Here is a 21773-nt window from a genome sequence, read left to right as displayed (position 1 = left end):
GCGGCCGGCCCGCCCGAGTACCGCTCGGCCGCGGTGGGGCGGGACGACCACGCCTCGGCCCTATTGCAAGAACATTGCAACAAGTAGGCTGATGCAAGAAGCGATGGCGAAGGGGGCACCGGCCGTGCTCGAAGGACGGACAGCCGTCGGGGTGGACGACACCGCGTCGATCGCCGAGCTGGTGATGGCGTGGGGGAGCGGCTGGACCCTCTGCCGGGGCACGCCCGCCCCGGTGCGGGTGCCCGGCGGCTTCCGGGTGGACGTCGGGCTGCCCGGCCATCGGGTGCGCCACGTGCTGCACACCTGGGACGCCGACTCGGTCGGCCGGCTCGCCGGGCGGCTGACCGCGCCCGGAAGCTGGATCAAGGTGGCCGGCGACCGCGCCGGGCTCCGCGCCGCGCTGCCGCCCGCGTGGCGGCTGGACGTCCCGGGTCACCTGATGACCGCCCCGCTCGCGGTCGACCCGGTCGACCCGGTCGGTCCGGTCGATCCGGCCGCGCCGTACCGCCTCCAGGTCGGCACCGACGGCGCCGCGGTGGTGGCGGCGGTGCTCGACGCCGACGGTGACCGGGCCGCGTCCGGTCGCGTCGGCGTCGCCGGCGGGTACGCCGTGGTCGACCAGGTGCTGACCGACCCGGCCCACCGGCGGCGCGGGCTGGGCAGCGTGGTGATGGCGGCGCTGCGCCGCCATGCCGCGCGGCGCGGCGCGCGGACCGGCATCCTGGTCGCCACCGACGAGGGTCGTGCGTTGTACCAGCGGCTCGGCTGGGTCGTGCACACCGAGGTGTCCGGCGCCTTCCGGCCGGTGGACCGGTAGTCCCGGCGCACCACCGCCGACCGGGCCACCGCCTCGGCCCCCGCTGGCCGGCGTCGAGGAGCTCCGGCAGCCGTTCACCGGTCGCGCCGGAGGGCTCAACCGGCGACGTACCGCTGCGCCCACTCCCCGGTCGGTGGGATGGGGGTGATGACGTCGATCAGGACGCCGTCCGGGGCGGCGAGGATGAAGTGCCGCTGGCCGAAGTCCTCGCTGCGCAGCTCCAACTCGACGGGGAGGCCGGCCCGGACGGCGAGGCGCTCCCACTCGGCGTCGACGTCGCTGACCTCGAGGTTGAGCAGCAGCCCGCGCACCGGGGACCGGTACGCCGCCGGCAGGGTCGGGTGCCGGTGGTCGAGCAGGGCCAGTTCGTACTCCGGCGGGCCGGGGCGGCGCAGGCTGACGTACCAGTCGGCCTCGAAGGTCGTCTCGAAGCCCAGGTGCTTCTGGTAGAAGTCGCGGGCCTCGGTGAGCCGGTCGGTGCAGACGACCGGATAGAAGCTGGTCAGGTTCATGGCGGAGCCCCTTTCGCATACCATCGGTATGTGAGGGACGGTAATTCGCGTACCATCGGTATGTCAATGGAGGGTTGATGACGCAGGGGATCCGGGCCCGGCAGCGCGCGCAGACCCGGGCGGCGCTGGTCCGCCACGCGCGGCGGCTCTTCGCCGGCCAGGGCTACGCGGCCGTCGGCCTGGCGGAGCTCGTCCAGGCCGCCGGGGTCACCAAGGGCGCGCTCTACCACCACTTCACCGGCAAGCCCGACCTGTTCCGCGCGGTCCTCGCCCAGGTGCAGCAGGAGGTCGCCGACCGGGTGGCCAGCGCCGCCGACGCCCACCACGACCCGTGGTCCCGGTTCACCGCCGGTTGCCGGGCCTTCCTCACCGCGAGCACCGATCCGCAGCTGCAACGGATCATGCTGGTCGACGGCCCGGCGGTGCTCGGCTGGAACGAGTGGCGCGCGCTGGACGAGGCGACCTCCGGCCGGCACCTGGCCGAGGCGCTGACCGAGCTGGTCGAGTCCGGGACGATCGGCCGGCAGCCGGTCGCGCCCCTGGCGCGGCTGCTCTCCGGCGCCATGAACGAGGCGGCGCTCTGGCTGGCCGGGACGACGGATCCGGCCGCCCTCGATGACACCTGGGCGGCGCTGTCCCGCATGCTGGATGCCCTGCGCACCCCGGCCCCCGCCCGTCGCGCCGGATGACGGCAACGGTGTGCGGCTGGCGGGCGTGGTGCCGTTCCGGGGTGCGGCGGCGCACCGGCTAGCCTCGACGGCGTGGCAACCGCGCTGGTGATCGAGAACGACCCGACCGACGACGCGCGCCGGCTGGGCGAGTGGCTGACCGAGGCCGGGCTGGAGCTGTGGGTGGTGCGCCCGCACGCGGGCGACGAACTCCCCGCCGATCTGGAGGGGTACGCGGCGCTGGTGGTGCTCGGCGGCGAGCAGCAGGCGTACCCGCTGCCGGACGGATCGCCCGACGCGCCCTGGTTCCCGGCCGTGGAGGGGCTGCTCCGCAAGGCCGTCCGGCACCGGGTGCCCACGCTGGCCATCTGCCTGGGCGCGCAACTGCTGGCCACCGCGCACGCCGGCCAGGTGGAACGCAGCCCGTCCGGGCCCGAGATCGGCCCGGCCGTGGTCGGCCGGCGGGACGCCGCCGAGGCCGACCCGCTCTTCCGGTACGTGCCGCTGATCCCGGACGTGCTCCAGTGGCACGCCGACGAGATCACCGAACTGCCGCGCGGCGCGACCCTGCTGGCCGCCTCCACCCGCTACCCGCACCAGGCGTTCCGCCTCGGCGACCGGGCCTGGGGGCTGCAGTTCCACATCGAGTGCGACACCGCGATGATCGCCGACTGGGCCAGCGACTCGACAATGCTGGCCGAGCTGGGCTACGACCCGGAGCTGGTGGTGGCCGCCTGCCACGGGGTGATGGCCGACGTCGAGGAGGTCTGGCAGCCGTTCGCCGCCCGGTTCGCCGCGCTGGCCCTCGGCGAGCTGGACGACAGCGGGCCGCGGCGCAGCCTGCCGCTGCTCGGGCAGGGATGAGCCGGCCGACCAGGGCCGCCGGGCGGCTGGCCCGCTACGGCTTCGGGATCGGCGAGGACGACGGCGGAGCGCGGGCGGCCGACCTGCTCGGCCTCGACGGGCTGGGCCTGTGGCGGCCGGACACCCAGGAACCGGCCGACGAGCCGGCGGCGGAGCTGCTGGCGGCGCTGTCCCGGGCCGCCGACCCCGACCTGGCGCTGCGCCAACTGCACCGCCTGGTGGAGGCCGAACACCGGGCGAACCCGACCGGCGACAGGGCGACCGGCAACCGGGCCGCGACCGCCGTCGCCGGACAACCCGCCGGCACCGGCGGGGCCGCGACCGCCGCCGGACAGCGCGGGGGCACCGGCGGGGCCGCGGACCAGGCCGGCGGCGCGGCGGAATCCGCAGCCGGGATCGGCGCCGGCTCGGCGCTGCTGGCCGCGCTCGGCGACGACCCGGGCCTGCGGCGGCGACTGGTCGCGGTGCTGGGCGCCTCCTCGGCGCTCGGCGACCACCTGGTGGCCAACCCGGACCAGTGGACGGCGCTGCGCACCGCGCCGGACGGGCTCGCGCCGACCGCCGAGGGGCGGCTCGACCTCGCCGGTGAGGGCAACCCGATCGCCGTGCTGCGCCGGGCGTACCGGCTGGCGCTGCTGCGGATCGCGGCGGCCGACCTGACCGGCGGGCGGGGCCTGGAGCAGACCATGGCGGCGCTTTCCGCGCTGGCCGACGCCACCCTCGCGGCGGCGTACCGGATAGCGGTCGGTGAGCTGCCGGCGGACGCGCCCCGCCCCCGGCTGGCCGTGGTGGCGATGGGCAAGTGCGGCGGCGACGAGCTGAACTACGTCTCCGACGTGGACGTCATCTTCGTGGCCGCCGAGGACGCCGACCTGCCCGCGGCCACCACTGTCGCCACCCGCCTGATCCACATCTGCGGGCTGGTCGCCTGGCCGGTCGACGCCGCGCTGCGCCCGGAGGGCAACCGGGGGCCGCTGGTGCGTACCCTCGCCAGCCACCTGGCCTACTACCGGCGCTGGGCCCGCACCTGGGAGTTCCAGGCGCTGCTCAAGGCCCGGCCGGCCGCCGGCGACCCGGCGCTGGGGCGGGAGTGGATCGACCAGCTCGCCCCGCTGGTGTGGCGGGCGGCCGAGCGGCCGGAGGCGGTCGAGGACGTCCGCGCCATGCGCCGGAAGATCATCGACAACATCCCGCCGAAGGAGCTGGAGCGCGAGATCAAGCGCGGCCCGGGCGGGCTGCGCGACATCGAGTTCGCCGTGCAGCTGCTGCAACTGGTGCACGGCCGCGGTGACGAGTCGCTGCGGGTGCCCGGCACCATCCCGGCGCTGCGCGCGCTGGTGGCCGGCGGCTACGTGGGCCGGGCCGACGGCGAGGCGCTGCTGCGCGGCTACCGGTTCCTGCGGACGGTCGAGCACCGCCTCCAGTTGCAGGGCCTGCGCCGCACCCACACCGTGCCCACCGAGCCGGCCGCGCTGCGCTGGCTGGCCGCCGCGCTCGACTACCAGGCCACGCCGGGCCGCAGCGCCGTCGAGGAGTTCCGCGCCGAGTGGGTCACCCACGCCACCGAGGTACGCCGGCTGCACGCCAAGCTGCTCTACCGGCCGCTGCTGGAGTCGGTGGCCCGGGTGCCCGCCGACGGGCTGCGGCTGACCCCGGAGGCGGCCCGGCACCGGTTGGAGATCCTCGGCTTCGCCGACCCGGCCGGGGCGCTGCGCCACCTCCAGGCCCTCACCGGCGGGGTGAGCCGCACCGCCGCCATCCAGCGCACCCTGCTGCCGGTGCTGCTCAGCGAGTTCGCCGACGCCCCCGAACCGGACCGCGGCCTGCTCAACTACCGGCAGGTCTCCGACAAGCTCGGCAGCACCCCCTGGTACCTGCGACTGCTGCGCGACGAGGGGCCGGTCGCCCGCCGGCTGGCCCGGGTGCTCTCCTCCTCCCGGTACGCCGCCGACCTGCTGGCCCGGGAGCCGGAGGCGCTGCGGCTGCTGGCCGAGGAGAGCGAGCTGACCCCGCGCCCGCGCGAGGTGCTCTGCGAGGGGTTCGCGGCCGCCGCCGCCCGGCACGCCGACCCGGTCGAGGCCACCGGGGCGGTCCGCGCACTGCGCCGCCGGGAACTGGTCCGGCTGGCCTGCGCCGACGTGCTGAGCCGGGCCGGCTCGCTGGCCCCCGCCCCGCCCCGGCCGGACGGCGCGGGTCGCGCCGCGCCGGCGCTGACCGACATCGCCAGGGTGGGCACGGCGCTGGCCGACGTCACCGACGCCACGCTGGCCGCGGCGCTGCGCGTCGCCCGGGCCAGCCGGCCCGAGCTGCCCGGGCTGCGGTTCGCGGTGATCGGCATGGGCCGGCTCGGCGGGTACGAGTCGAACTACCTCTCCGACGCGGACGTGCTCTTCGTCTACGCCCCGCCGGAGGGCGCCGCCGAGAGCGCGGCCAGCGCGGCCGCGCACGCCATCGCCGAGGAGCTCCGTCGGCTGCTCGCCCTGCCCGCCCCCGACCCGCCGCTCGGCGTGGACGCGGACCTGCGCCCGGAGGGCCGGCAGGGGCCCCTGGTGCGCAGCCTCGCCGCCTACGCCCAGTACTACGCCCGCTGGTCCCGGGTGTGGGAGGCGCAGGCGCTGCTGCGGGCCCGCTTCGTCTGCGGCGACGCGGACCTGGGCGCCGAGTTCGAGGCGCTGGTCGACCCGGTCCGCTACCCGGCCGACGGGCTGACCCGCGAGCAGGTCGTCGAGATCCGCCGGATCAAGGCGCGGGTGGAGCACGAGCGGCTGCCCCGGGGTGCCGACCCGGCCACCCACACCAAGCTGGGCCGGGGCGGGTTGGCCGACGTCGAGTGGGCGGTGCAGCTGCTCCAGCTGCGCCACGGCGGGGCGAACCGGGCGCTGCGCGGCACGCGTACCCTCGACGCCCTCGCGGCGGCCCGGGACGCGGGCCTGGTCGACCCGGCGGACGCCGCGGCGATGGCCGCCGGCTGGACCCTGGCCGCACAGGTCCGCAACGCGCTGATGCTGGTCCGCGGCCGGGCCGGCGACCAGCTGCCCCGGCACGGCGTGGAGCTGGCCGGCGTGGTCCGGCTGCTCGGCCGGGACGATCCCGGCGAGTTCCTCGACGAGTACCTGCGCACCGGCCGGCGCTCCCGGGCGGCGATGGAACGGGTGCTGGAGAGCTGACCGGTCAGCTGCCCAGCGTGTAGCTGCCGGCGCGCGGCACGGTGACCGCCGTCCACTCGCCGTCGGCCGCCACCGTCGCCCCGCCGGACGCGGTCAGCCAGCGGCTGTGCCGCACCCGCACCGGCACGGTGCCGGCGGCCGGGGCGCGGAAGGTCAGCGTCGCGCCGTCGTGGCCGACCAGTTCGGCGGGGGCGCCGACGATCGGGGTCGGGTCGGCGACCGCCCAGACCCGCCAGTGCGGGCCGGACCAGACCGGGGTCAGGTACGGCAGCCCGCCGGTCACCAGCTCCGCCTCGGCCCGGCCCACCCAGGACAGCGGGGCGTCGGGGACCGCGACGTACTGCACGGCGTTCTCGGCCAGCCAGGCGCGGTAGCTCGCCGGGGTCAGCGGTACCCCGGTGCCGGCCGCGCCGGGCACGGTGGTGAAGAAGAGCGGGTTGCGGTCGATGTCGGCCTGCCGCAGCCAGCCCCGGGCCAGTGGCACCTCGCCCAGCGCCGCGGCCTCCCAGTAGTCGCGGGTCGGCGGCACCTCGACCCGGCCGGTGAGCCGCTGCCCGTCCAGCCACGACCGCAGCGGGGCGAAGTAGCCGGGCCGGGTGGTCGGGCCGCCGACGCCGCGCAGGTCGGCGGGGACCACCGGCGGCTGCCAGACGCAGACCGCCACCAGCAGCGCGGCCAGCGCGCCGGCGGGCAGCACCCGCCCCCGCCGCCGCTGCGGCCCGCCGGCCGGTCGGCTCGCGCCCGGTCCGGCGGGCCGGTTCGCGGCGCCCGGCAGCCGGCGGGCGAGCCAGGCCGGGGGCCGGGCGGTGGCGGCCAGCACGGGCAGCCCGAACATCACCGCCAGCCGGGTCGCGTTCAGCCCGACCGGGGTGTGCACCAGCGCGGCCGCCGCCACCCCGGCCGCCGAGAGCAGCGCGCCCGCCCGCACCGGCCGGTACGCCACCAGCGCGGCGACCAGCAGGCTGGTCACCACCGCCCGGACGGTGTCGGTGCGGCTGATGTTCATCCAGCCGCCGTCGCCGAAGAGCAGCGCGGTCACGCCGAGCGGCAGCGCGGCCGCCACGCCGAGGGTCAGGCCGTCGGCGTACCGGCGGGTGAGCAGCAGCGCCGCCCCGGCCAGGCCGACGAAGAGGCCGGCCACCGGGCTGGTCGCCGAGGCCAGCAGCGCCCCGGCCGCGGCCAGCCCGAGCCGCGGCAGCGCCGGACGGCCAACCCGGCCCGCCGCGCGCCGGCTGTGGCCGGCGTCCGGGACCGACCGCGCGGGCCGCCCGCCGGGGACGCCGTCCGGAGCGGCCGGCCCGGTCTCCGGACCGGCGCGGCCGGGCAGGGTGAGCGCGAGCAGCGCGCCGAGCCCGAACGCGACCCCGAGGCCGTAGGTGACCCGGCCGGAGACCAGGTTGCCGGCGATGGTGAGCACCCCGACCAGGCTGCCGAGCAGCGGGCGGGGAACCCGGGTGCGGACCAGCAGCGCGGCGAACGCGCTCGCCGCCCCGAGCAGCGCCAGCGCGCCGGTGACCCGCACCCCGAGCAGCGCCATCACCGGCTGGGCGAGCAGGCTGTAGCCGAACTGCTGCACGCCGCCGTACCAGCGCAGGTCGACCGGGGCGAGGCCGTTCGCGGCGAAGAAGTCGGCCCGGGCCACCTGGGCGGAGAGGTCGGAGCCCATCGGCGGCAGGGTGAGGTAGACCACCCCGAGGACGGCGGCGGACGCGGCGGCCACCGCCACCACCCGAGAGCGCCGCATGCCCACCTCCGTACCGCGACCACCGTACTGGCAGCATGTCGGGCGTGCCTCACCACCTCGCGCGCTGGACCGGCCTGGCGGGTTCGGCGCTGCTCGCCGTCGCCGCCGTGCTCGGCGGCGCGCTGCCCGACGGAGACCTGCGCCCCACCCCGGTCAGCATCTGGCAGGGCCCCAACGGACCGCTGATCATCGCCACCTGGCTGGTCGGCACCGGGCTGATGGCGTACGCCTGGTGGACGCTGCGCGACCGGGTGCCGTCGGCCCGGTGGGCCCTGGTCACCGTCGGGCTCTGGCTGCTGCCGCTGCTGTTCGCGCCGCCGCTGGGCAGCCGGGACGTCTACGCGTACGCCTGCCAGGGCGCCAGCTACGCGGCCGGGATCAACCCGTACGAGCAGGGCGTGTCGGCGCTGCCCTGCCCGTGGCTGGACACCATCTCCTACATCTGGCGGGACACCCCGGCCCCGTACGGGCCGCTGTTCGTGATGCTCTCCGGCGCGGTGGTGGCGGCGACCGGGTCGCTGACCGCCAGCATCGTGCTGTTCCGGCTGATCGCGGTCGCCGGGGTGGCGCTGACCGCGGCCTGCCTGCCGGTGCTGGCCCGCCGGTGCGGGGTGCCGGTCGGCCGGGCGCTCTGGTTGGCGCTGGCCTGCCCGCTGGTCGCCGTGCACCTGGTCTCCGGGGCGCACAACGACGCGCTGATGGTGGGCCTGCTGGTGGCCGGGTTGGCGGTGGTGGTGTCCCGGCCCGGTCGGCCCGGCCCGCTGCTCGCCGGCGGTGCGCTGCTCGGGCTGGCCGGCGCGGTGAAGGTGACAGCGCTGGTCGTGGTGCCGTTCGCGGCGCTGGCCGCGATCGTCGGGGCGTACTCGATCCGGGCGCTGCTGCGCGACGGCGGCTGGGTGGTCGGCGGGGCGGTCGCCGCGGTGGTCGGGGTGACCCTCGCCGCCGGCCTGGACTTCGGCTGGATCGCCGGGCTGGAGCAGGGCGGCCTGGTGATCGCCTGGACCTCGCCCTCGACGGCGGTGGGGCAGACCGTGGCCTATCTCGCCGCGCCGTTCGGCTGGCACGGCGACCCGCTCCCGGTCACCCGCGGGATCGGGATGGCGGTGCTCGCGCTGGTGCTGGTCTGGCTCTGGTGGCGGGCCCGCACCCGGGACCCGCTCTGGCACGCCGGGCTGGCGCTGGCCGCCACGGTGGCGTTGGCCCCGCTCTTCCACCCCTGGTACTGGATCTGGCCGCTGACCGTGCTCGCGGCCACCGCGCGGCACCGGACCGGCTGGTTCACCGTGGTGGCGCTGGTCTCGGCGTTCCTGGTGCTGGCCGACGGCACCGGCCTGCCCCGGTACACCAAGACCGTCGGCGCCCCGCTGATGACGCTGTTGGTGATCGTGGTGGCGGTTCGCTTGGTACGGTCGGCTCGGGCGGCCCGCCGGCCGGTCGCCGTCGACTGAGGGAAGGTGCGCCGGTGAGCGATCCCGGCGCCCCGCCCGCCCCGCCGCCCGCCGCCCCGTCGTCGCCCGACGCCGCGCCGTCACCCGGCGCCGCCCGGCTCGCCCGCTGGGCCGGCCTGGCCGGGGCGGTGCTGCTGGCCGTCACCGGCTGGCTCGGTGGCGCGCTGCCGGGCACCGCCACCGCGCCGACCTGGCGCGGCGACCGCGGCCCGCTGGTCGTCGCCGGGTGGCTGGTCGGCACGGTGCTGCTGGCCGGCGCGTGGTGGGCGCTGCGCCGGGGCGCCCCGTCGACCGGGTGGGCGTACCGCACCGCCGGGCTCTGGGCGGTGCCGCTGCTGCTCACCCCGCCCCTGGGCAGCCGGGACGTCTACTCCTACGCCTGCCAGGGCTGGGCGTACGCGCACGGCGCCGACCCGTACGCCACGGGCGTGGCCGGGGCGGGCTGCCCGTGGGTGGACGCGGTCGCGCCGATCTGGCGGGACACCCCGGCCCCGTACGGGCCGTTCTTCGTGCTGCTCGCCGCGCTCGCGGTGACCCTGGGCGGCGGACTGGTCGGCACCGTGGTGGCGCTGCGACTGGTCGCGCTGGCCGGGATGCTGCTGGCCGCGCTCTGCCTGCCGGGGCTGGCCCGGGCCGCCGGGGTGCCGGTGCGCCGCGCGGCCTGGCTGGTGTTGGCCTGCCCGCTGGTCGGGGTGCACCTGCTGGCCGGCGCGCACAACGACGCGGTGCTGCTCGGCCTGCTGACGCTCGCCCTGCTGGTGCTGGTCCGGCTGCCCGGGCGGCCGCGGGCGCTGCTGGTCGCCGGGGCGCTGCTCGGGCTGGCGGTGACGGTGAAGGCCACCGCGCTGGTGGTGCTGCCGTTCGCGGCGCTGGCCGCGGTGCACGGCCGCTACACGCTCGCGGCGCTGCTGCGCGCCGCCGGCTGGCTGGCCGGCGGGGTGCTCGCCGCGCTCGCGGTCACCGCGCTGGCCGCCGGGCTCGGCGTCGGCTGGGTCGGCGGGCTGGTCCGCACCGGCGACTCGGAGCAGTGGACCTCACCGCCGACCGCGGTGGGCTTCGTCGTCGACTACGCCGGCGCGCTGGTCGGCCGGGAACCGGGCGCGGTGCCGGTGGTCCGGGCGGTGGCGCTGCTGCTGCTCGCCGTGCTGCTGGTGGTGCTCTGGTGGCGGGCGTGGCGGGCGCTGCGCCGGTTGAACGACGTCCGGCAGCGGGTGGCCCGGATCGAGGCGGCCCGCCCCCGGGTGGCGCTGCGATCCGCCGGGCTGGCGCTGGCCGCCACCGTCGCCCTGGCCCCGGTCGTCCACCCCTGGTACCTCACCTGGCCCCTCGCGCTGCTCGCCGTCGCCGTGGCCCGGACCACCTGGTTCGTGCTGCCCTGCGCGCTCGCCGCGTTCCTCACCCTGCCCGACGGCACCACCCTGGCCCGGTTCACCAAGGCCCCGGGCGCGATCGCGATGACCGCGCTGGTCCTCGTGCTCCTGGTCGTCCTGACCGTGACCCGCGCCCGAGGGCCCCGCGCCCACGCCTCCGGACCCCCGCCCGGTCGGCCTTGAGGTCGGCGGATCGACAGCTCCTCCTGACCGGCGGGCGGGGGCGGGGGCGGGGGTCAGCGGGAAGTGGGGCGGGGGGAACGGGTCGGGCGGCGGAGGGCGAGCGCCAGCGGCAGCAGCGCGGGCCCGAGCACCCCGATCACGACGGCCGTCGCGGCGAGTTCGGACCAGACCGCGACGGTTGTGCCGACCCCGTCCACCACTCCGGCCAGCGGCTGCAGCGCCAGCAGGCCGATGGGGGTGAGCAGGATCAGCGCCGCCCAGACGCCCCGGTGATCGGTGCGCACGGCGAACCCCGCCGCCAGCAGCAGCGCCACCGCGAGCAGCGCGACGGCGGCAACCGGCAGCACCGGCACGGCCGTCGAGATGTAGTAGCTCCCGGCGAACCGCTGCGGGGACAGCAGGTGCAGGTTGGTCCCCGCGAGGGCGACGACGCCCACGGCCACCGGTGGCGCCGCCCGCAGCGGCGCCGGCAGCGCGTCCGGTAGGCCGAGCGCGACCAGGCCCAACGCGATCTGCGGCAGCAGGACGAACAGCGGCGGGCGGGGCAGGCCGACCAGCGGGGCGGCGGGAACGAGGCCGAGGGTGAGGAGCAGGGCAAGCGCGACGGCACGGCGGGTCCAGCGACCGGGGGCCAGCGCGTACCCGACCGCGGCGAGCAGCCAGGCGATCCACGCCCCGATGCCGAGCGAGACGAACGGCCTCGCGGTGGGCAGGCTGAGGTCGGCCGGAGGCCGCAGCTCCAGCACCGACCAGGCCGCCGCGAGCGAGGTGGCGGTGAGGAACGCGAGGACGGCGGCCAGGCGTACGCCTGGAAGCAGGTCGGCGGCGCCGGCGGCGCGCAGCCGCTGGCGCAGGCCGCCGCGCAGCAGGTCCGCGGCGTCCGCGAGGGACGGCCAGCGCCGGTCCGGGTCGGCGAGGTCGAGGTACGTGCCGACGATCTCGGCCCCGCGCGCTCGCCGGTACCCGGCCGGGTACGCGCGCAGCAACCGCAGGTAACGCCGTTCCAGGTCGCTCATGCCAGCCCTCCGGCGGTACGCGGGGCGAGCGACCGGGCGGTGCCGGAGCGGCCGCCCAGCCGGGCGGTGGCCGCCTCGACGTTGCGGCGCAGCCGCTCGGTCTCGGTGGCCAGGGTGGTGCTGCCAGCGGGGGAGAGGCGGTAGTAGCGGCGCAGCCGGCCGTCCACCACCTCCTCCCGGTCGACCTCGACCAGGCCGGCGTCGACCAGCCGGTCGAGCGCACCGTAGAGCGTGCCGGGGCGCAGCGAGACGCGGCCCTCGGAGAGGGCGGCCACCTCGCGGATCAGGCCGTAGCCGTGCAGCGGCTCGCCCGCGAGCGCGGTGAGGATCAGGAACGTGGGCTCCCGTAGCGGTGTGTCCATGCCGGCAATATAACGGACGCGAAGGTATATCGGGGGGCGTTACATGATGGCGGGTCGGGCCGGACGGCTACGGAAACGGCCGGGCCGGCCCCGCGCGTCGCGGAGCCGGCCCGGCCGGTGTCGGTCGAGTGCCTCAGCAGTCGAAGTAGAGCGCGAACTCGTGCGGGGTCGGGCGCAGGCGCACCGGGTCGACCTCGTTGGTCCGCTTCCACTCGATCCAGGTCGAGATCAGGTCCGGCGTGAAGACGCCGCCGTCGAGCAGGTAGTCGTGGTCGGCCTCGAGCGAGTCGAGCACGGCGGGCAGCGAGCCCGGCACCTGCTTGACGTCGCCCCACTCCTCCGGCGGCAGGTCGTACAGGTCCTTGTCGATCGGCGCCGGCGGCTCGATCTTGCTCTTGATGCCGTCCAGGCCGGCCATCATCATCGCCGAGAAGGCGAGGTAGACGTTGGCCGACGGGTCCGGCACCCGGAACTCGACGCGCTTGGCCTTCGGGTTGCTGCCGGTCACCGGGATGCGGGTGCAGGCGGAGCGGTTGCGCTGCGAGTAGACCAGGTTGACCGGCGCCTCGAAGCCCGGCACCAGTCGACGGTACGAGTTGACCGTCGGGTTGGTGAACGCCAGCAGCGACGGCGCGTGGTGCAGCAGGCCGCCGATGTACCAGCGGGCGGTGTCGGAGAGCCCGGCGTAGCCGGTCTCGTCGTAGAACAGCGGCTCGCCGTTCAGCCAGAGGCTCTGGTGGGTGTGCATGCCGGAGCCGTTGTCGCCGAAGAGCGGCTTCGGCATGAAGGTCGCGGTCTTGCCGTTCGCCCAGGCCTCGTTCTTCACGATGTACTTGAAGAGCTGGAGCTGGTCGGCCGCGTGCAGCAGGGTGGAGAACCTGTAGTTGATCTCGGACTGGCCGGCGGTGCCCACCTCGTGGTGCGAGCGCTCCACGGTGAAGCCGGTGTCGACCAGCCGGCGCACGATGCTGTCCCGCAGGTCGGCGTAGTGGTCCACCGGCGGCACCGGGAAGTAGCCGCCCTTGTACGCGGTCTTGTAACCGCGGTTGCCACCCTCCTCGTCGCGGCCGGTGTTCCAGGCGCCCTCGATCGAGTCGATGTAGTAGTACGACTGGTGCGCCGAGGTCTCGTGGCGGATCGAGTCGAAGATGTAGAACTCCGCCTCCGCGCCGAAGTACGCGGTGTCGGCGATGCCGCTGGCCGCCAGGTAGGCCTCGGCCTTCTTCGCCACGTTGCGCGGGTCGCGGCTGTAGGGCTCGCGGGTGAACGGGTCGTGGATGAAGAAGTTCAGGGCGAGCGTCTTCTGCGCCCGGAACGGGTCGATGAAGGCGGTGGCGACGTCCGGGAGCAGGAGCATGTCCGACTCGTGGATCGCCTGGAAGCCGCGGATCGACGAGCCGTCGAACGCGAGCCCGTCGGTGAAGAGGTCGTCGGCGACGGACTCCACCGGCAGGTTGAAGTGCTGCATCACGCCGGGCAGGTCACAGAAACGTACGTCGACGAACTTCACGTCCTCGTTCTTGAGGTATCGCAGGAGTTCCTCGGGATTGGCGAACACACGTCCTCCTGGCACGTCCACGGGGTAGCTAGGCTGCTGGCGACGCTATGGCCGCGCGGTTGCCCGGCCGTGTCTTGAGTGTTTCTGCCGTGTTACGTCCCTCGCGGAGCGTCATCCGCGCCGGTCAACCGGGCTGGGACGGCCGGCCGGAAGCAACCGGCTGTGCCAGTGTATTGACACTTGACGGGGTTGGTCCGTTTTTGCGCGGTGGAGCGGCCGGTCCCAGCCGAGAAACGGCCGACGGGCCTGGCTACCCTGAGCGCTGTGACCACGTCGCAAGATCGCCCCGTGCCGCCCGCCGCGGATTCCGCCTTCACCCCGCCGAGCCTGGGCCGCCGGTTCGGGGCCCTGATCATCGACTGGGTGCTCTGCCTGCTGGTCTCGAACTTCTTCGCCGACCCGGTGCGCGACGGCTGGGCGCCGGTCCTGGTGCTCGTTCTCGAGTACGGCTTCTTCCTCGGCCTGTTCGCGCAGACCCCCGGCATGTACATCACGAAGATCCGCTGCGTCGCCTGGGTCGACGGTGGCCGGATCGGCCTGGCCCGGGCCCTGCTGCGGGGCCTGCTGCTGGCCCTGGTGGTGCCGGCGCTGCTGATGGACCAGCACCGCCGCGGCCTGCACGACCGCCTCACCGGCTCGGTGGTCACCGCCGCCTGACCCGCAAGCGCCGTGCTCGTCGTCCCCGGACCGGGCGGAAACGGCCGATCCCCCAGGCCGGGCGTCAGACGACCGAGGGGAGCAGGGGCCCCTTACGCGAGGAGCCGGGCCCGTCGGGCCCGGCTCCTCGCGTACGTCGTGGGTCAGCGACCGCGGGTCTGGCGGAAGGCGCCCCGCGGCGGCCGCATGTTCTTCGGGATGGCGCCCTTGGGCATCTGCGGCCGGGCGGTGAGCGCCTTGAGCCGCTTGTCCAGCGAGTTGACGTCCTTGCCGCTCAGGTTGCGCGGCAGCCGCATCAGCGTCATCCGCAGCTTGCGGATGGGCAGCTCACCCTCGTCCTGGCCGATCACGTAGTCGTAGAGCGGCGCCGAGCCGATCACCTTGGCCAGCCGGCGCTTCTCCTGGCCGAGCAGGCCGCGCACCCGCTGCGGGTTGCCCTCGGCCAGCAGGATCACGCCGGGACGGCCGATGACCAGGTGCACCATGTCCATCTGGGTGGTGGAGCTGACCGCCGGCGTCACCCGCCAGTCGCCCCGCATGCTCTCCATGATCTGGGCCGCCGCGCCCGGCTGGCCCTCGGCGGCGTTCATCATGGCCTTGTTGGACCGCAGGTTGAGCACGATCAGCAGCGCGAGCAGCGTCAGCAGGATGCCGATCGGCAGCCAGATCCAGCCCCACAGGATCACCGCGACCACGGTGAGCGCGAGCGGGATCAGCACCGCGGCGGCGGCCAGCGGCGCGAACCACCTGTCCTGCTTGGCGGTGAACTTGAACACCAACCCGATCTGCTTCAGCCGCTGGCCGAACGAGACCTTCTCCTGGGGCTTTGCCATGCCCCAGAGTCTAGTGGTCGGCAACCGCCGGGTTGATCCGCGGCCGGTGCTCGGTGGGCTGAGTACCTTACGTCGCCGACCGGCCGGGTGAGCGCCGGCGTAAGGAGGGGGAGCGGGCGAAGATCAGGCAGCGTGCCCATGCCCCGGGGCCACCTTCGCGCGGAGAGTCAACGTCAGCAGATGACCGAGACGCACGACAGGAGCCCGACATGTTCGGCAACGACGCGGAATTCATCCTCTCCCTGCACCGCACGCACGCCGCCGAGCTGCGCGCCGAGGCGGCGGCCGACCGGCTCGCCCGGTCGGTGGCCCGGCGCAGCGGACGCGGCTGGCTGGGTCGCCGCCAGGCCGGCCGTACCGACGACGCCCGCCGGTGACCGCCCCCGCCCCGCCGGCGGCCGGCGCTGCCCGCCCGGCCGCCGGCCCCGCGACCCCGGCCGCCGGTGACCAGTCACCGGCGGCCGGTGTCGTCCCCACGCCGGACCGGCCCGCCGCGCCGGCCGGTCTCGTGCCGCCGGCGGCGCCCGACCGGTCCGCCGTGGCCGCACCCGACACACCCGACGCACCGGCCGCGCCGGCCGCCGACGCGCCGCCGGCCGGCGGGTTGATCTCCGTGGACGGCGGCGGCGCCGGCCGTGGCATGCTCGGAGCCGTGACCGTACGCGCCGCCAGCTCCGTCCTCGTCGGCCGCCAGAGTGAACTGGCGGCCCTGCGCGACGCCCTCGCCCGGGCGCGCACCGGGGAGCCGACCACGGTGCTGGTCGGCGGCGAGGCCGGGGTGGGCAAGACCCGGCTGCTGGAGGAGTTCGGCGGGCTGGCCACCGCCGCCGGGGCGCGGCTGCTCGTCGGCCAGTGCCTGGAGCTGGGCGAGGCGGGCCTGCCGTTCGCGCCGTTCGCCGCCGCGCTGCGCGACGTGCTGCGCCAGGACGGCCCGGGCGTCCTCGACGGGTACGAGGGGGAGTTCGCCCGGCTGCTGCCGGAGCTGGCCCGGGTCCCGGCCGGGGTCGCCGTGCCCGCCGCCGTACCGACCTCCGACGCTCCCCGCGGCTACCTGTTCGACCTGGTCGCCGGGCTGTTCCACCGGCTCGCCGCGGCGCAGCCGCTGGTGCTGGTGATCGAGGACCTGCACTGGGCCGACCGGTCCACCCGCGACCTGATCGGCTTCCTGGTCCGGGCCGCCCGCACCGCCCGGCTGCTGCTGGTCTGCACGTACCGCACCGACGAACTGCACCGCGGGCACCCGCTGCGCCCCTTCCTGGCCGAACTGGACCGCGCCCGCGGCGTCGAGCGGGTCGAACTGGGCCGCCTGGACCGGGACGGCACCGCCGCGATCCTGACCGACCTGCTCGGCGCCGAGCCGGCCGCCCGCGCCGTCGAGGATGTGCACGACCGCACCCAGGGCAACCCGTTCTTCATCGAGGAACTGGCCGCCGCCGGTGACCCGATCGGCTGTGCCGCCCTTCCGGACACCCTGCGCGACCTGCTGCTGGCCCGGGTGGACCGGCTGCCCGACGCGGCCCAGCGGGTGCTGCGGATCGCCGCGGCCGGCGGCACCCGCTTCGCCCACCAGCTGATCGCCCAGGTCGCCGGCCTGCCCGAGGCGGAGCTGGAGGACGCGCTGCGCGCCGCCGTCGCCGCCCAGCTGGTGGTGGCCGACCCGGACGGCGACTACGAGTTCCGGCACGCGCTGGTCCGCGAGGCGGTGCACGACGAACTGCTCCCCGGCGAGCACGCCCGGCTGCACGCCCGGTTCGCCGCCGCCATCGAGGCGCAGCCGCACCTGGTCCCCGCCGGCCGCGCGCCGGCCGAGATCGCCCACCACTGGTACGCCGCGCACGACCACCCCCGGGCCCTGGTGACCGCCCGCGCCGCGGCCCGCGCCGCCGCCGAGCGGTACGCGTACGCGGAGCAGAGCCGGCTGCTGGAACGGGTGCTGGAGCTCTGGGAACTGGTGCCCGACGCGGCCGACCGGCTCGGCATGGACCACCTGGCGGTGCTGGAGGAGACGCTGGCCGCCGCCACCACCGCCGGTGACTACAAGCGGGCGCTCACCCTGGCCCGGGCCGCGCTGGCCGAGGTCGACGCCGACGCCGAGCCGCTGCGTGCCGCCGGCCTGCTCGACCGGCACGCCCGGATGCTGGCCATGCTCGGCAAGGCCGACGGCGCCGCCGAGCTGCGGGAGGCGTACCGGCTGGCCGGGCGGGTGCCGGACGGGCCGGAGCGGCTGCGCCTGCTCGCCGGCATCACCGCCCAGCTGGCCCGGATCGACCCGGTCGACGGCACCCGGCTCGCGGCCGAGATGCTGGCCGCGGCGCAGGAGTCGGGGATCGACCAGACGATGCTGCCGGTGCAGCTGGCGGTGCTCTGCCACCGGCAGGGCTCGGCCGACCTGGGGCTGGCCGAGGTGGACCGGGCCGAGCAGCTGGCCCGGGCCGCCGGCAACGCCGAGAGCCTGGTCACCGCGCTGGTCTACCGCTCCGACGTGCTCTTCGAACTCGGCCGGTACGCCGAGTCGGCGCAGGCGGCCGCGGACGGGGTGACCGAGGCCCGCCGGGTCGGGATCAGCCGGTCCACCGGCGCGTACCTGCTGTCCAACCAGGCCGAGGCGCTGCTGGCGCTGGGCCGGTGGACGGAGGCCGAGGAGATCTGCGCCGAGGCGGCCCGGATCGACCCGCCGGGCGTCTCCGGCCTGCACTGGCTGCAACTGCGCGCCGGGCAGCGGCTGGCCCAGGGGCACCCGGGCGCGGACGAGGCGGTCGGCCGGGCGCTGGGCTTCCTGAACCGCCCCTACCTGCACGCGCACCAGCGGCTGCCGCTGCTGGAGCTGCGCCTGGAGGCGGCGCTGGCCGCCGACGACCGTACCGAGGCGCGGCGCGCGGCCGAGGCGGCGCTGGTCGACCCCGACCTGCCCGGCTGCCCCCGGTACGCCTGGCCGGTGCTGACCGCGCTGGCCCGGACCGCCCGGCAGCTCGACGACGAGTCGCTGGTCGCCCGGGTCACCGCGCTCGCCGCCAGCGTGCCGGTCCGGTTCCCCGCCGAGCGGGCGCACGCCGCCGAGCTGGCCGCCACCGTCGCCGCCGGGGACGACCCGCTGGCCGCCTGGCGGACGGCGGTGAGCGCGTGGCGCGCCGACGGGCAGCCCTGGCCGCTCGGCCGGGCGCTGCTCTCGCTGGCCGAGGCGGCCGCCGCGGCCGGCGAGCGGGACGAGGTGTCGGCAGCGGTGGCCGAGGTCGCCGCGATCGCCGACCGGCTCGGTGCGCCGCCGCTGGCCGAGCGGGCGGCCACCCTGGCCCGGCGGGTCGGGCTGCGCGGCGCGACCCGCGGCCGCCCCGGCGCCGACCTGCTCACCCTGCGCGAACGCGAGGTGCTGCGGCTGGTCGCCGAGGGGCACAGCAACAGCCGGATCGCCGAGGAGCTGTTCATCTCGCCGAAGACGGCGAGCGTGCACGTGTCCCGGATCATCGCCAAGCTCGACGTGAGCAACCGGGTCGAGGCCGCCGCGCTCGCCCACCGCCTCGGCCTCCTCGCCGAACCCGCCGCCTCCTGACGGCTCGCGCACGGTCCCGGAACGAGTGGCCATCCCGCGCGGACAGCCACTCGTTCCGGGACCGAGCGGGCGGCGGGGGTCAGGGTTGCGGGAGGTAGATGCGCCAGCCGTCGATGGTGACGGGCGTCAGGCGGTCCGGCTCGGCGCGGGTCCGCTGGTCGAGGCGGGCGGCCAACGGCGAGCCGACGGGCGCGACCCAGGCGGGAGCCGCCGCCTGCCGCACCGCCCGCCGGTACGGCAGGTAACGGTCGTGGCCGGGACTCAGGTCGTCGTCGACCACCGCGCAGACCACGTCCTCGGCGCTGGCGAAGGTGAGCCGGTTGCAGGTCCAGTAGCCGCCGTAGACGTGCCGGACGCCGCGCTCGCGCAGCGTGGCCACGAGCGCGGCGTGCCGGGCCTCGGCGGCCCGCACGGCCGGGGCGGTGCCGATCGCGCCGGCCGTGGCGACGACGGCGGTGCCGGCGGTCGCCGCGAGCACGCCGACCGCCGCGACCCGGAGCGCGCCCGGCCGCCAGCCTGTCGCGTCCGGCCCGGCCGACCGCCGTGCCGCCGGTCGGACGCCTGACCTCGGGTCAGCGCTCCGCGCGTCACCGGCCGGCCCGGCATCCCGACCGGCGGTTCGGGTGTCCGGTCCGGTGCCGGCCGGTTCAGCCGCGGCTCGTGACCTCGCGCCCCGGGCGGCGGTCCAGAGTGGCCAGAGCAGGGCGGGCAGGGAGACCAGCAGGCAGGACAGGTAGCGCGAACTCTCCACCGGGGTCCGCCCGGCGGCGCTGCTGACGGCGTAGACGGCGAGCGTGGCGACGCCACCCAGCACGAGCGCGAGCCGGATCGCCGCCCCCACCCGCGGATGCACGCCGGTGCCGCCGGTGCGCAGGGTGCGCCAGGCGGTGGCGCCGGCCACCGCGAGCAGCACCGGCAGGGCCACCGCCCACCAGAGCTGCCAGGTGGCGCAGTGGCTCGGCGAGCAGAAGCCCATGCCCAGCGGCGGGCCGAGCACCAGCGCGCCGTGCAGCCGGTCGGCCCAGCCGGCGCTCTGGTCGGCGCCGCCGGCGGCGAGTACGGCGGCGAACGGGTTGCCGCCGGTCAGCAGGCTGTGCCCGAGCAGCGGCGCGGCGCCGAGCACGGCGGCGAGCCCGAGCAGCGCGCCGGCCCGGCCGCGCAGCTCACGCCGGCGGAACCCGAGCAGCACCGCGCCGGTCGCCGCCACGTACGGCAGCACCAGCGGGTCCACCCAGGCCATCAGCCCGGCCAGGAACCCCCAGGCCGCCCAGCGGGGCAGCCGGCGCCCCGGCCGCCCGGCGGCCAGGTCGTACGCGAGCAGGGCGAGCGCCATCCCGGCCACGTTCATCTCGGGGTAGCCGCCCCCGGCGATGAGCTGGTTCTTCACGATCCGGTCGGAGCCGAGCGCGAGCAGCGCGACCACCAGGAGGGCGAACCACCGGTCCCCGGTGAGCCGCACGCTCAGCCGCCAGGCGAGCAGCACGAACAGGGCGTACAGCGCCAGGGTGGGCAGCCGCAGCCCGAGCACGGAGGGCCCGGCCAGCGCGAACACCGGCGCGGCCAGGTACGCCTCCAGCGGCCCCATGTACTCCTGGCCGTAGAACCAGACCGGGAACTCGCGCCCCTGGGCGATGTGCAGCGCGGCCAGGCCCATGGTGGCCTCGTCGCTGTTCGTCGGCGGCGCGTCGTGCAGCAGCAGCCAGAGGCGGTAGCCGACCCCGGCCACGATCGCCGCCACGGTGAGCAGCCCGGCCAGCCCGGTCCACCGGGCGCCCGGCAGCGCGCGCGGCGCGGTGCGGCGCCGCTGGCGTACCCCCGTGGTCATGGGCCGATCATGGCACCTGGCCGGCGCCGGGCCGGGCAGCGGTGCCGGCGGGTCAGCCGGCGGTGCCCACCGTGACGCCCTCGCGGGCCTCCAGCGCCTGCCGGTAGAGCCGGCCGGCCCGGTACGACGAGCGCACCAGCGGCCCGCTCATCACCCCGGCGAAGCCGATCTCCTCGGCCTCCTCGCGCAGCTCGACGAACTCCTCCGGCTTGACCCAGCGGGTGACCGGGTGGTGCCGGGGGGAGGGGCGCAGGTACTGGGTGATGGTGATCAGCTCGCAGCCGGCCTCGTGCAGGTCACGCAGCGCCTGCGAGACCTCGGCCCGCTCCTCGCCCATGCCCAGGATCAGGTTGCTCTTGGTGACCAGGCCGGCGGCGCGGGCCTGCCGGATGACGTCCAGCGAGCGCTCGTAGCGGAACGCCGGGCGGATCCGCTTGAAGATCCGCGGCACGGTCTCGACGTTGTGCGCGAGCACCTCGGGCCGCGACCCGAACACCTCGGCGAGCTGCTCCGGGTCGGCGTTGAAGTCGGGGATCAGCAGCTCCACGCCGCAGCCGGCCTGGAGCGCGTGGATCTGGCGCACGGTCTCGGCGTAGAGCCAGGCGCCGCCGTCGGGCAGGTCGTCGCGGGCCACGCCGGTGACGGTGGCGTAGCGCAGGCCCATCGCGGCCACCGACTCGGCGACCCGGCGCGGCTCGTCGGCGTCGAACTCGGCCGGCTTTCCGGTGTCGATCTGGCAGAAGTCGCAGCGGCGGGTGCACTGGTCGCCACCGATGAGGAAGGTGGCCTCCCGGTCCTCCCAGCATTCGTAGATGTTGGGGCAGCCGGCCTCCTGACAGACGGTGTGCAGCCCCTCGCGCGAGACGAGCCCGCGCAGCTGGGTGTACTCCGGGCCCATCTTGGCCTTGACCTTGATCCACGGCGGCTTGCGCTCGATCGGCGTCTCGGCGTTGCGCGCCTCGATCCGCAGCATGCGCCGCCCCTCGGGGGCGGGCGTCGCGGTACGCGCGGCCGGGCCGGTCGTCGGCGCGGAGTGCTCGATCGTCACGAATCCGAGCCTACGCCCGACGGCCGCCGTCGATGTACGTCGGGCGACCGGCGTCACGCCGCGGGGCTTGTGACGGTCGACACCCGGCCGCCCCGAAAAGCGTCACATCCGGGCCGGCCGGCCTGCTACCGTGCCCGGCAAAGCTGTGACGGAG

At 76.4% G+C, this 21773-nt stretch carries 17 protein-coding genes; 9 read left to right on the top strand and 8 right to left on the bottom strand.

Going from position 1 to position 21773, the window contains the following annotated elements:
- Positions 1-103: 103 nt before the first annotated feature.
- On the top strand, positions 104-817 hold the full coding sequence (locus SM577_RS01895; RefSeq protein ID WP_474586135.1) for a GNAT family N-acetyltransferase: 714 nt from the start codon (positions 104-106) through the stop codon (positions 815-817).
- Positions 818-912: 95 nt separating this feature from the next.
- On the opposite strand, the gene SM577_RS01890 is transcribed toward SM577_RS01895, so the two are convergent.
- Complete coding sequence (locus tag SM577_RS01890) at positions 913-1329, bottom strand: VOC family protein (RefSeq protein ID WP_474586134.1); 417 nt, start codon at positions 1327-1329, stop codon at positions 913-915.
- 77 nt (positions 1330-1406) lie between these two features.
- On the opposite strand from SM577_RS01890, the gene SM577_RS01885 reads away from it, so the two are divergent.
- The 3 genes from SM577_RS01885 (at position 1407) to SM577_RS01875 (ending at position 6028) form a co-directional block, all read left to right on the top strand.
- Complete coding sequence (locus SM577_RS01885; RefSeq protein WP_302918767.1) at positions 1407-2018, top strand: TetR/AcrR family transcriptional regulator; 612 nt, start codon at positions 1407-1409, stop codon at positions 2016-2018.
- A 72-nt stretch (positions 2019-2090) separates the two neighbouring features.
- Positions 2091-2861 (top strand): type 1 glutamine amidotransferase, encoded by a 771-nt coding sequence (locus SM577_RS01880; protein WP_474586133.1) that lies wholly within the window; start codon positions 2091-2093, stop codon positions 2859-2861.
- Positions 2858-6028 (top strand): bifunctional [glutamine synthetase] adenylyltransferase/[glutamine synthetase]-adenylyl-L-tyrosine phosphorylase, encoded by a 3171-nt coding sequence (locus SM577_RS01875; protein WP_474586132.1) that lies wholly within the window; start codon positions 2858-2860, stop codon positions 6026-6028. Before SM577_RS01880 ends, SM577_RS01875 begins: the two co-directional genes overlap by 4 nt.
- Before the next feature lie 4 nt (positions 6029-6032).
- Here SM577_RS01875 and SM577_RS01870 read toward each other — a convergent pair whose 3' ends face one another.
- Positions 6033-7772 carry a hypothetical protein gene (locus SM577_RS01870; RefSeq protein WP_474586131.1) on the bottom strand — a complete coding sequence of 580 codons (1740 nt, stop codon included), beginning with the start codon at positions 7770-7772 and terminating at the stop codon, positions 6033-6035.
- A 44-nt stretch (positions 7773-7816) separates the two neighbouring features.
- Here SM577_RS01870 and mptB (SM577_RS01865) point away from each other — a divergent pair, with 44 nt between their 5' ends.
- Positions 7817-9220: a polyprenol phosphomannose-dependent alpha 1,6 mannosyltransferase MptB gene (gene mptB, locus SM577_RS01865; protein WP_474581194.1), complete on the top strand. Its 1404-nt coding sequence runs from the start codon at positions 7817-7819 to the stop codon at positions 9218-9220.
- Positions 9221-9234: 14 nt separating this feature from the next.
- Positions 9235-10773 (top strand): polyprenol phosphomannose-dependent alpha 1,6 mannosyltransferase MptB, encoded by a 1539-nt coding sequence (gene mptB / locus SM577_RS01860; RefSeq protein WP_474586130.1) that lies wholly within the window; start codon positions 9235-9237, stop codon positions 10771-10773.
- 53 nt (positions 10774-10826) lie between these two features.
- Here the strand turns inward: mptB (SM577_RS01860) and SM577_RS01855 are convergent, their stop codons facing one another.
- From SM577_RS01855 to glnA, 3 genes are all read right to left on the bottom strand, one after another.
- Positions 10827-11789 (bottom strand): serine/threonine-protein kinase, encoded by a 963-nt coding sequence (locus SM577_RS01855; protein WP_302918762.1) that lies wholly within the window; start codon positions 11787-11789, stop codon positions 10827-10829.
- A complete protein-coding gene (locus tag SM577_RS01850; RefSeq protein ID WP_474586129.1) occupies positions 11786-12151 on the bottom strand; it encodes a PadR family transcriptional regulator in 366 nt (121 codons plus the stop codon). The genes SM577_RS01855 and SM577_RS01850 overlap by 4 nt, the downstream gene beginning before the upstream one ends.
- A gap of 133 nt (positions 12152-12284) precedes the next feature.
- The gene (gene glnA, locus SM577_RS01845) at positions 12285-13709 is read right to left on the bottom strand and encodes a type I glutamate--ammonia ligase (RefSeq protein WP_302918760.1); all 1425 of its coding nucleotides are present in this window, start codon (positions 13707-13709) and stop codon (positions 12285-12287) included.
- Positions 13710-13973: 264 nt separating this feature from the next.
- On the opposite strand from glnA, the gene SM577_RS01840 reads away from it, so the two are divergent.
- Entirely contained in the window at positions 13974-14366 is a 393-nt protein-coding gene (locus SM577_RS01840; RefSeq protein ID WP_474586128.1) for an RDD family protein, read from the top strand.
- Between the two features lie 143 nt (positions 14367-14509).
- Here SM577_RS01840 and SM577_RS01835 read toward each other — a convergent pair whose 3' ends face one another.
- The gene (locus tag SM577_RS01835; RefSeq protein WP_302918758.1) at positions 14510-15199 is read right to left on the bottom strand and encodes a DUF4191 domain-containing protein; all 690 of its coding nucleotides are present in this window, start codon (positions 15197-15199) and stop codon (positions 14510-14512) included.
- Positions 15200-15408: 209 nt separating this feature from the next.
- On the opposite strand from SM577_RS01835, the gene SM577_RS01830 reads away from it, so the two are divergent.
- Both SM577_RS01830 and SM577_RS01825 read left to right on the top strand, forming a co-directional pair.
- Entirely contained in the window at positions 15409-15576 is a 168-nt protein-coding gene (locus tag SM577_RS01830) for a hypothetical protein (RefSeq protein WP_302918757.1), read from the top strand.
- 275 nt (positions 15577-15851) lie between these two features.
- Complete coding sequence (locus SM577_RS01825) at positions 15852-18746, top strand: helix-turn-helix transcriptional regulator (RefSeq protein WP_474586127.1); 2895 nt, start codon at positions 15852-15854, stop codon at positions 18744-18746.
- 79 nt (positions 18747-18825) lie between these two features.
- Here the strand turns inward: SM577_RS01825 and SM577_RS01820 are convergent, their stop codons facing one another.
- Both SM577_RS01820 and lipA read right to left on the bottom strand, forming a co-directional pair.
- Positions 18826-20571 carry a hypothetical protein gene (locus tag SM577_RS01820; RefSeq protein WP_474586126.1) on the bottom strand — a complete coding sequence of 582 codons (1746 nt, stop codon included), beginning with the start codon at positions 20569-20571 and terminating at the stop codon, positions 18826-18828.
- 52 nt (positions 20572-20623) lie between these two features.
- Complete coding sequence (gene lipA / locus SM577_RS01815) at positions 20624-21676, bottom strand: lipoyl synthase (RefSeq protein ID WP_474586125.1); 1053 nt, start codon at positions 21674-21676, stop codon at positions 20624-20626.
- Positions 21677-21773 lie beyond the last annotated feature (97 nt).

This window comes from Micromonospora desertarenae, assembly GCF_056150265.1.
This window is presented reverse-complemented; position numbering and strand designations above follow the sequence as displayed.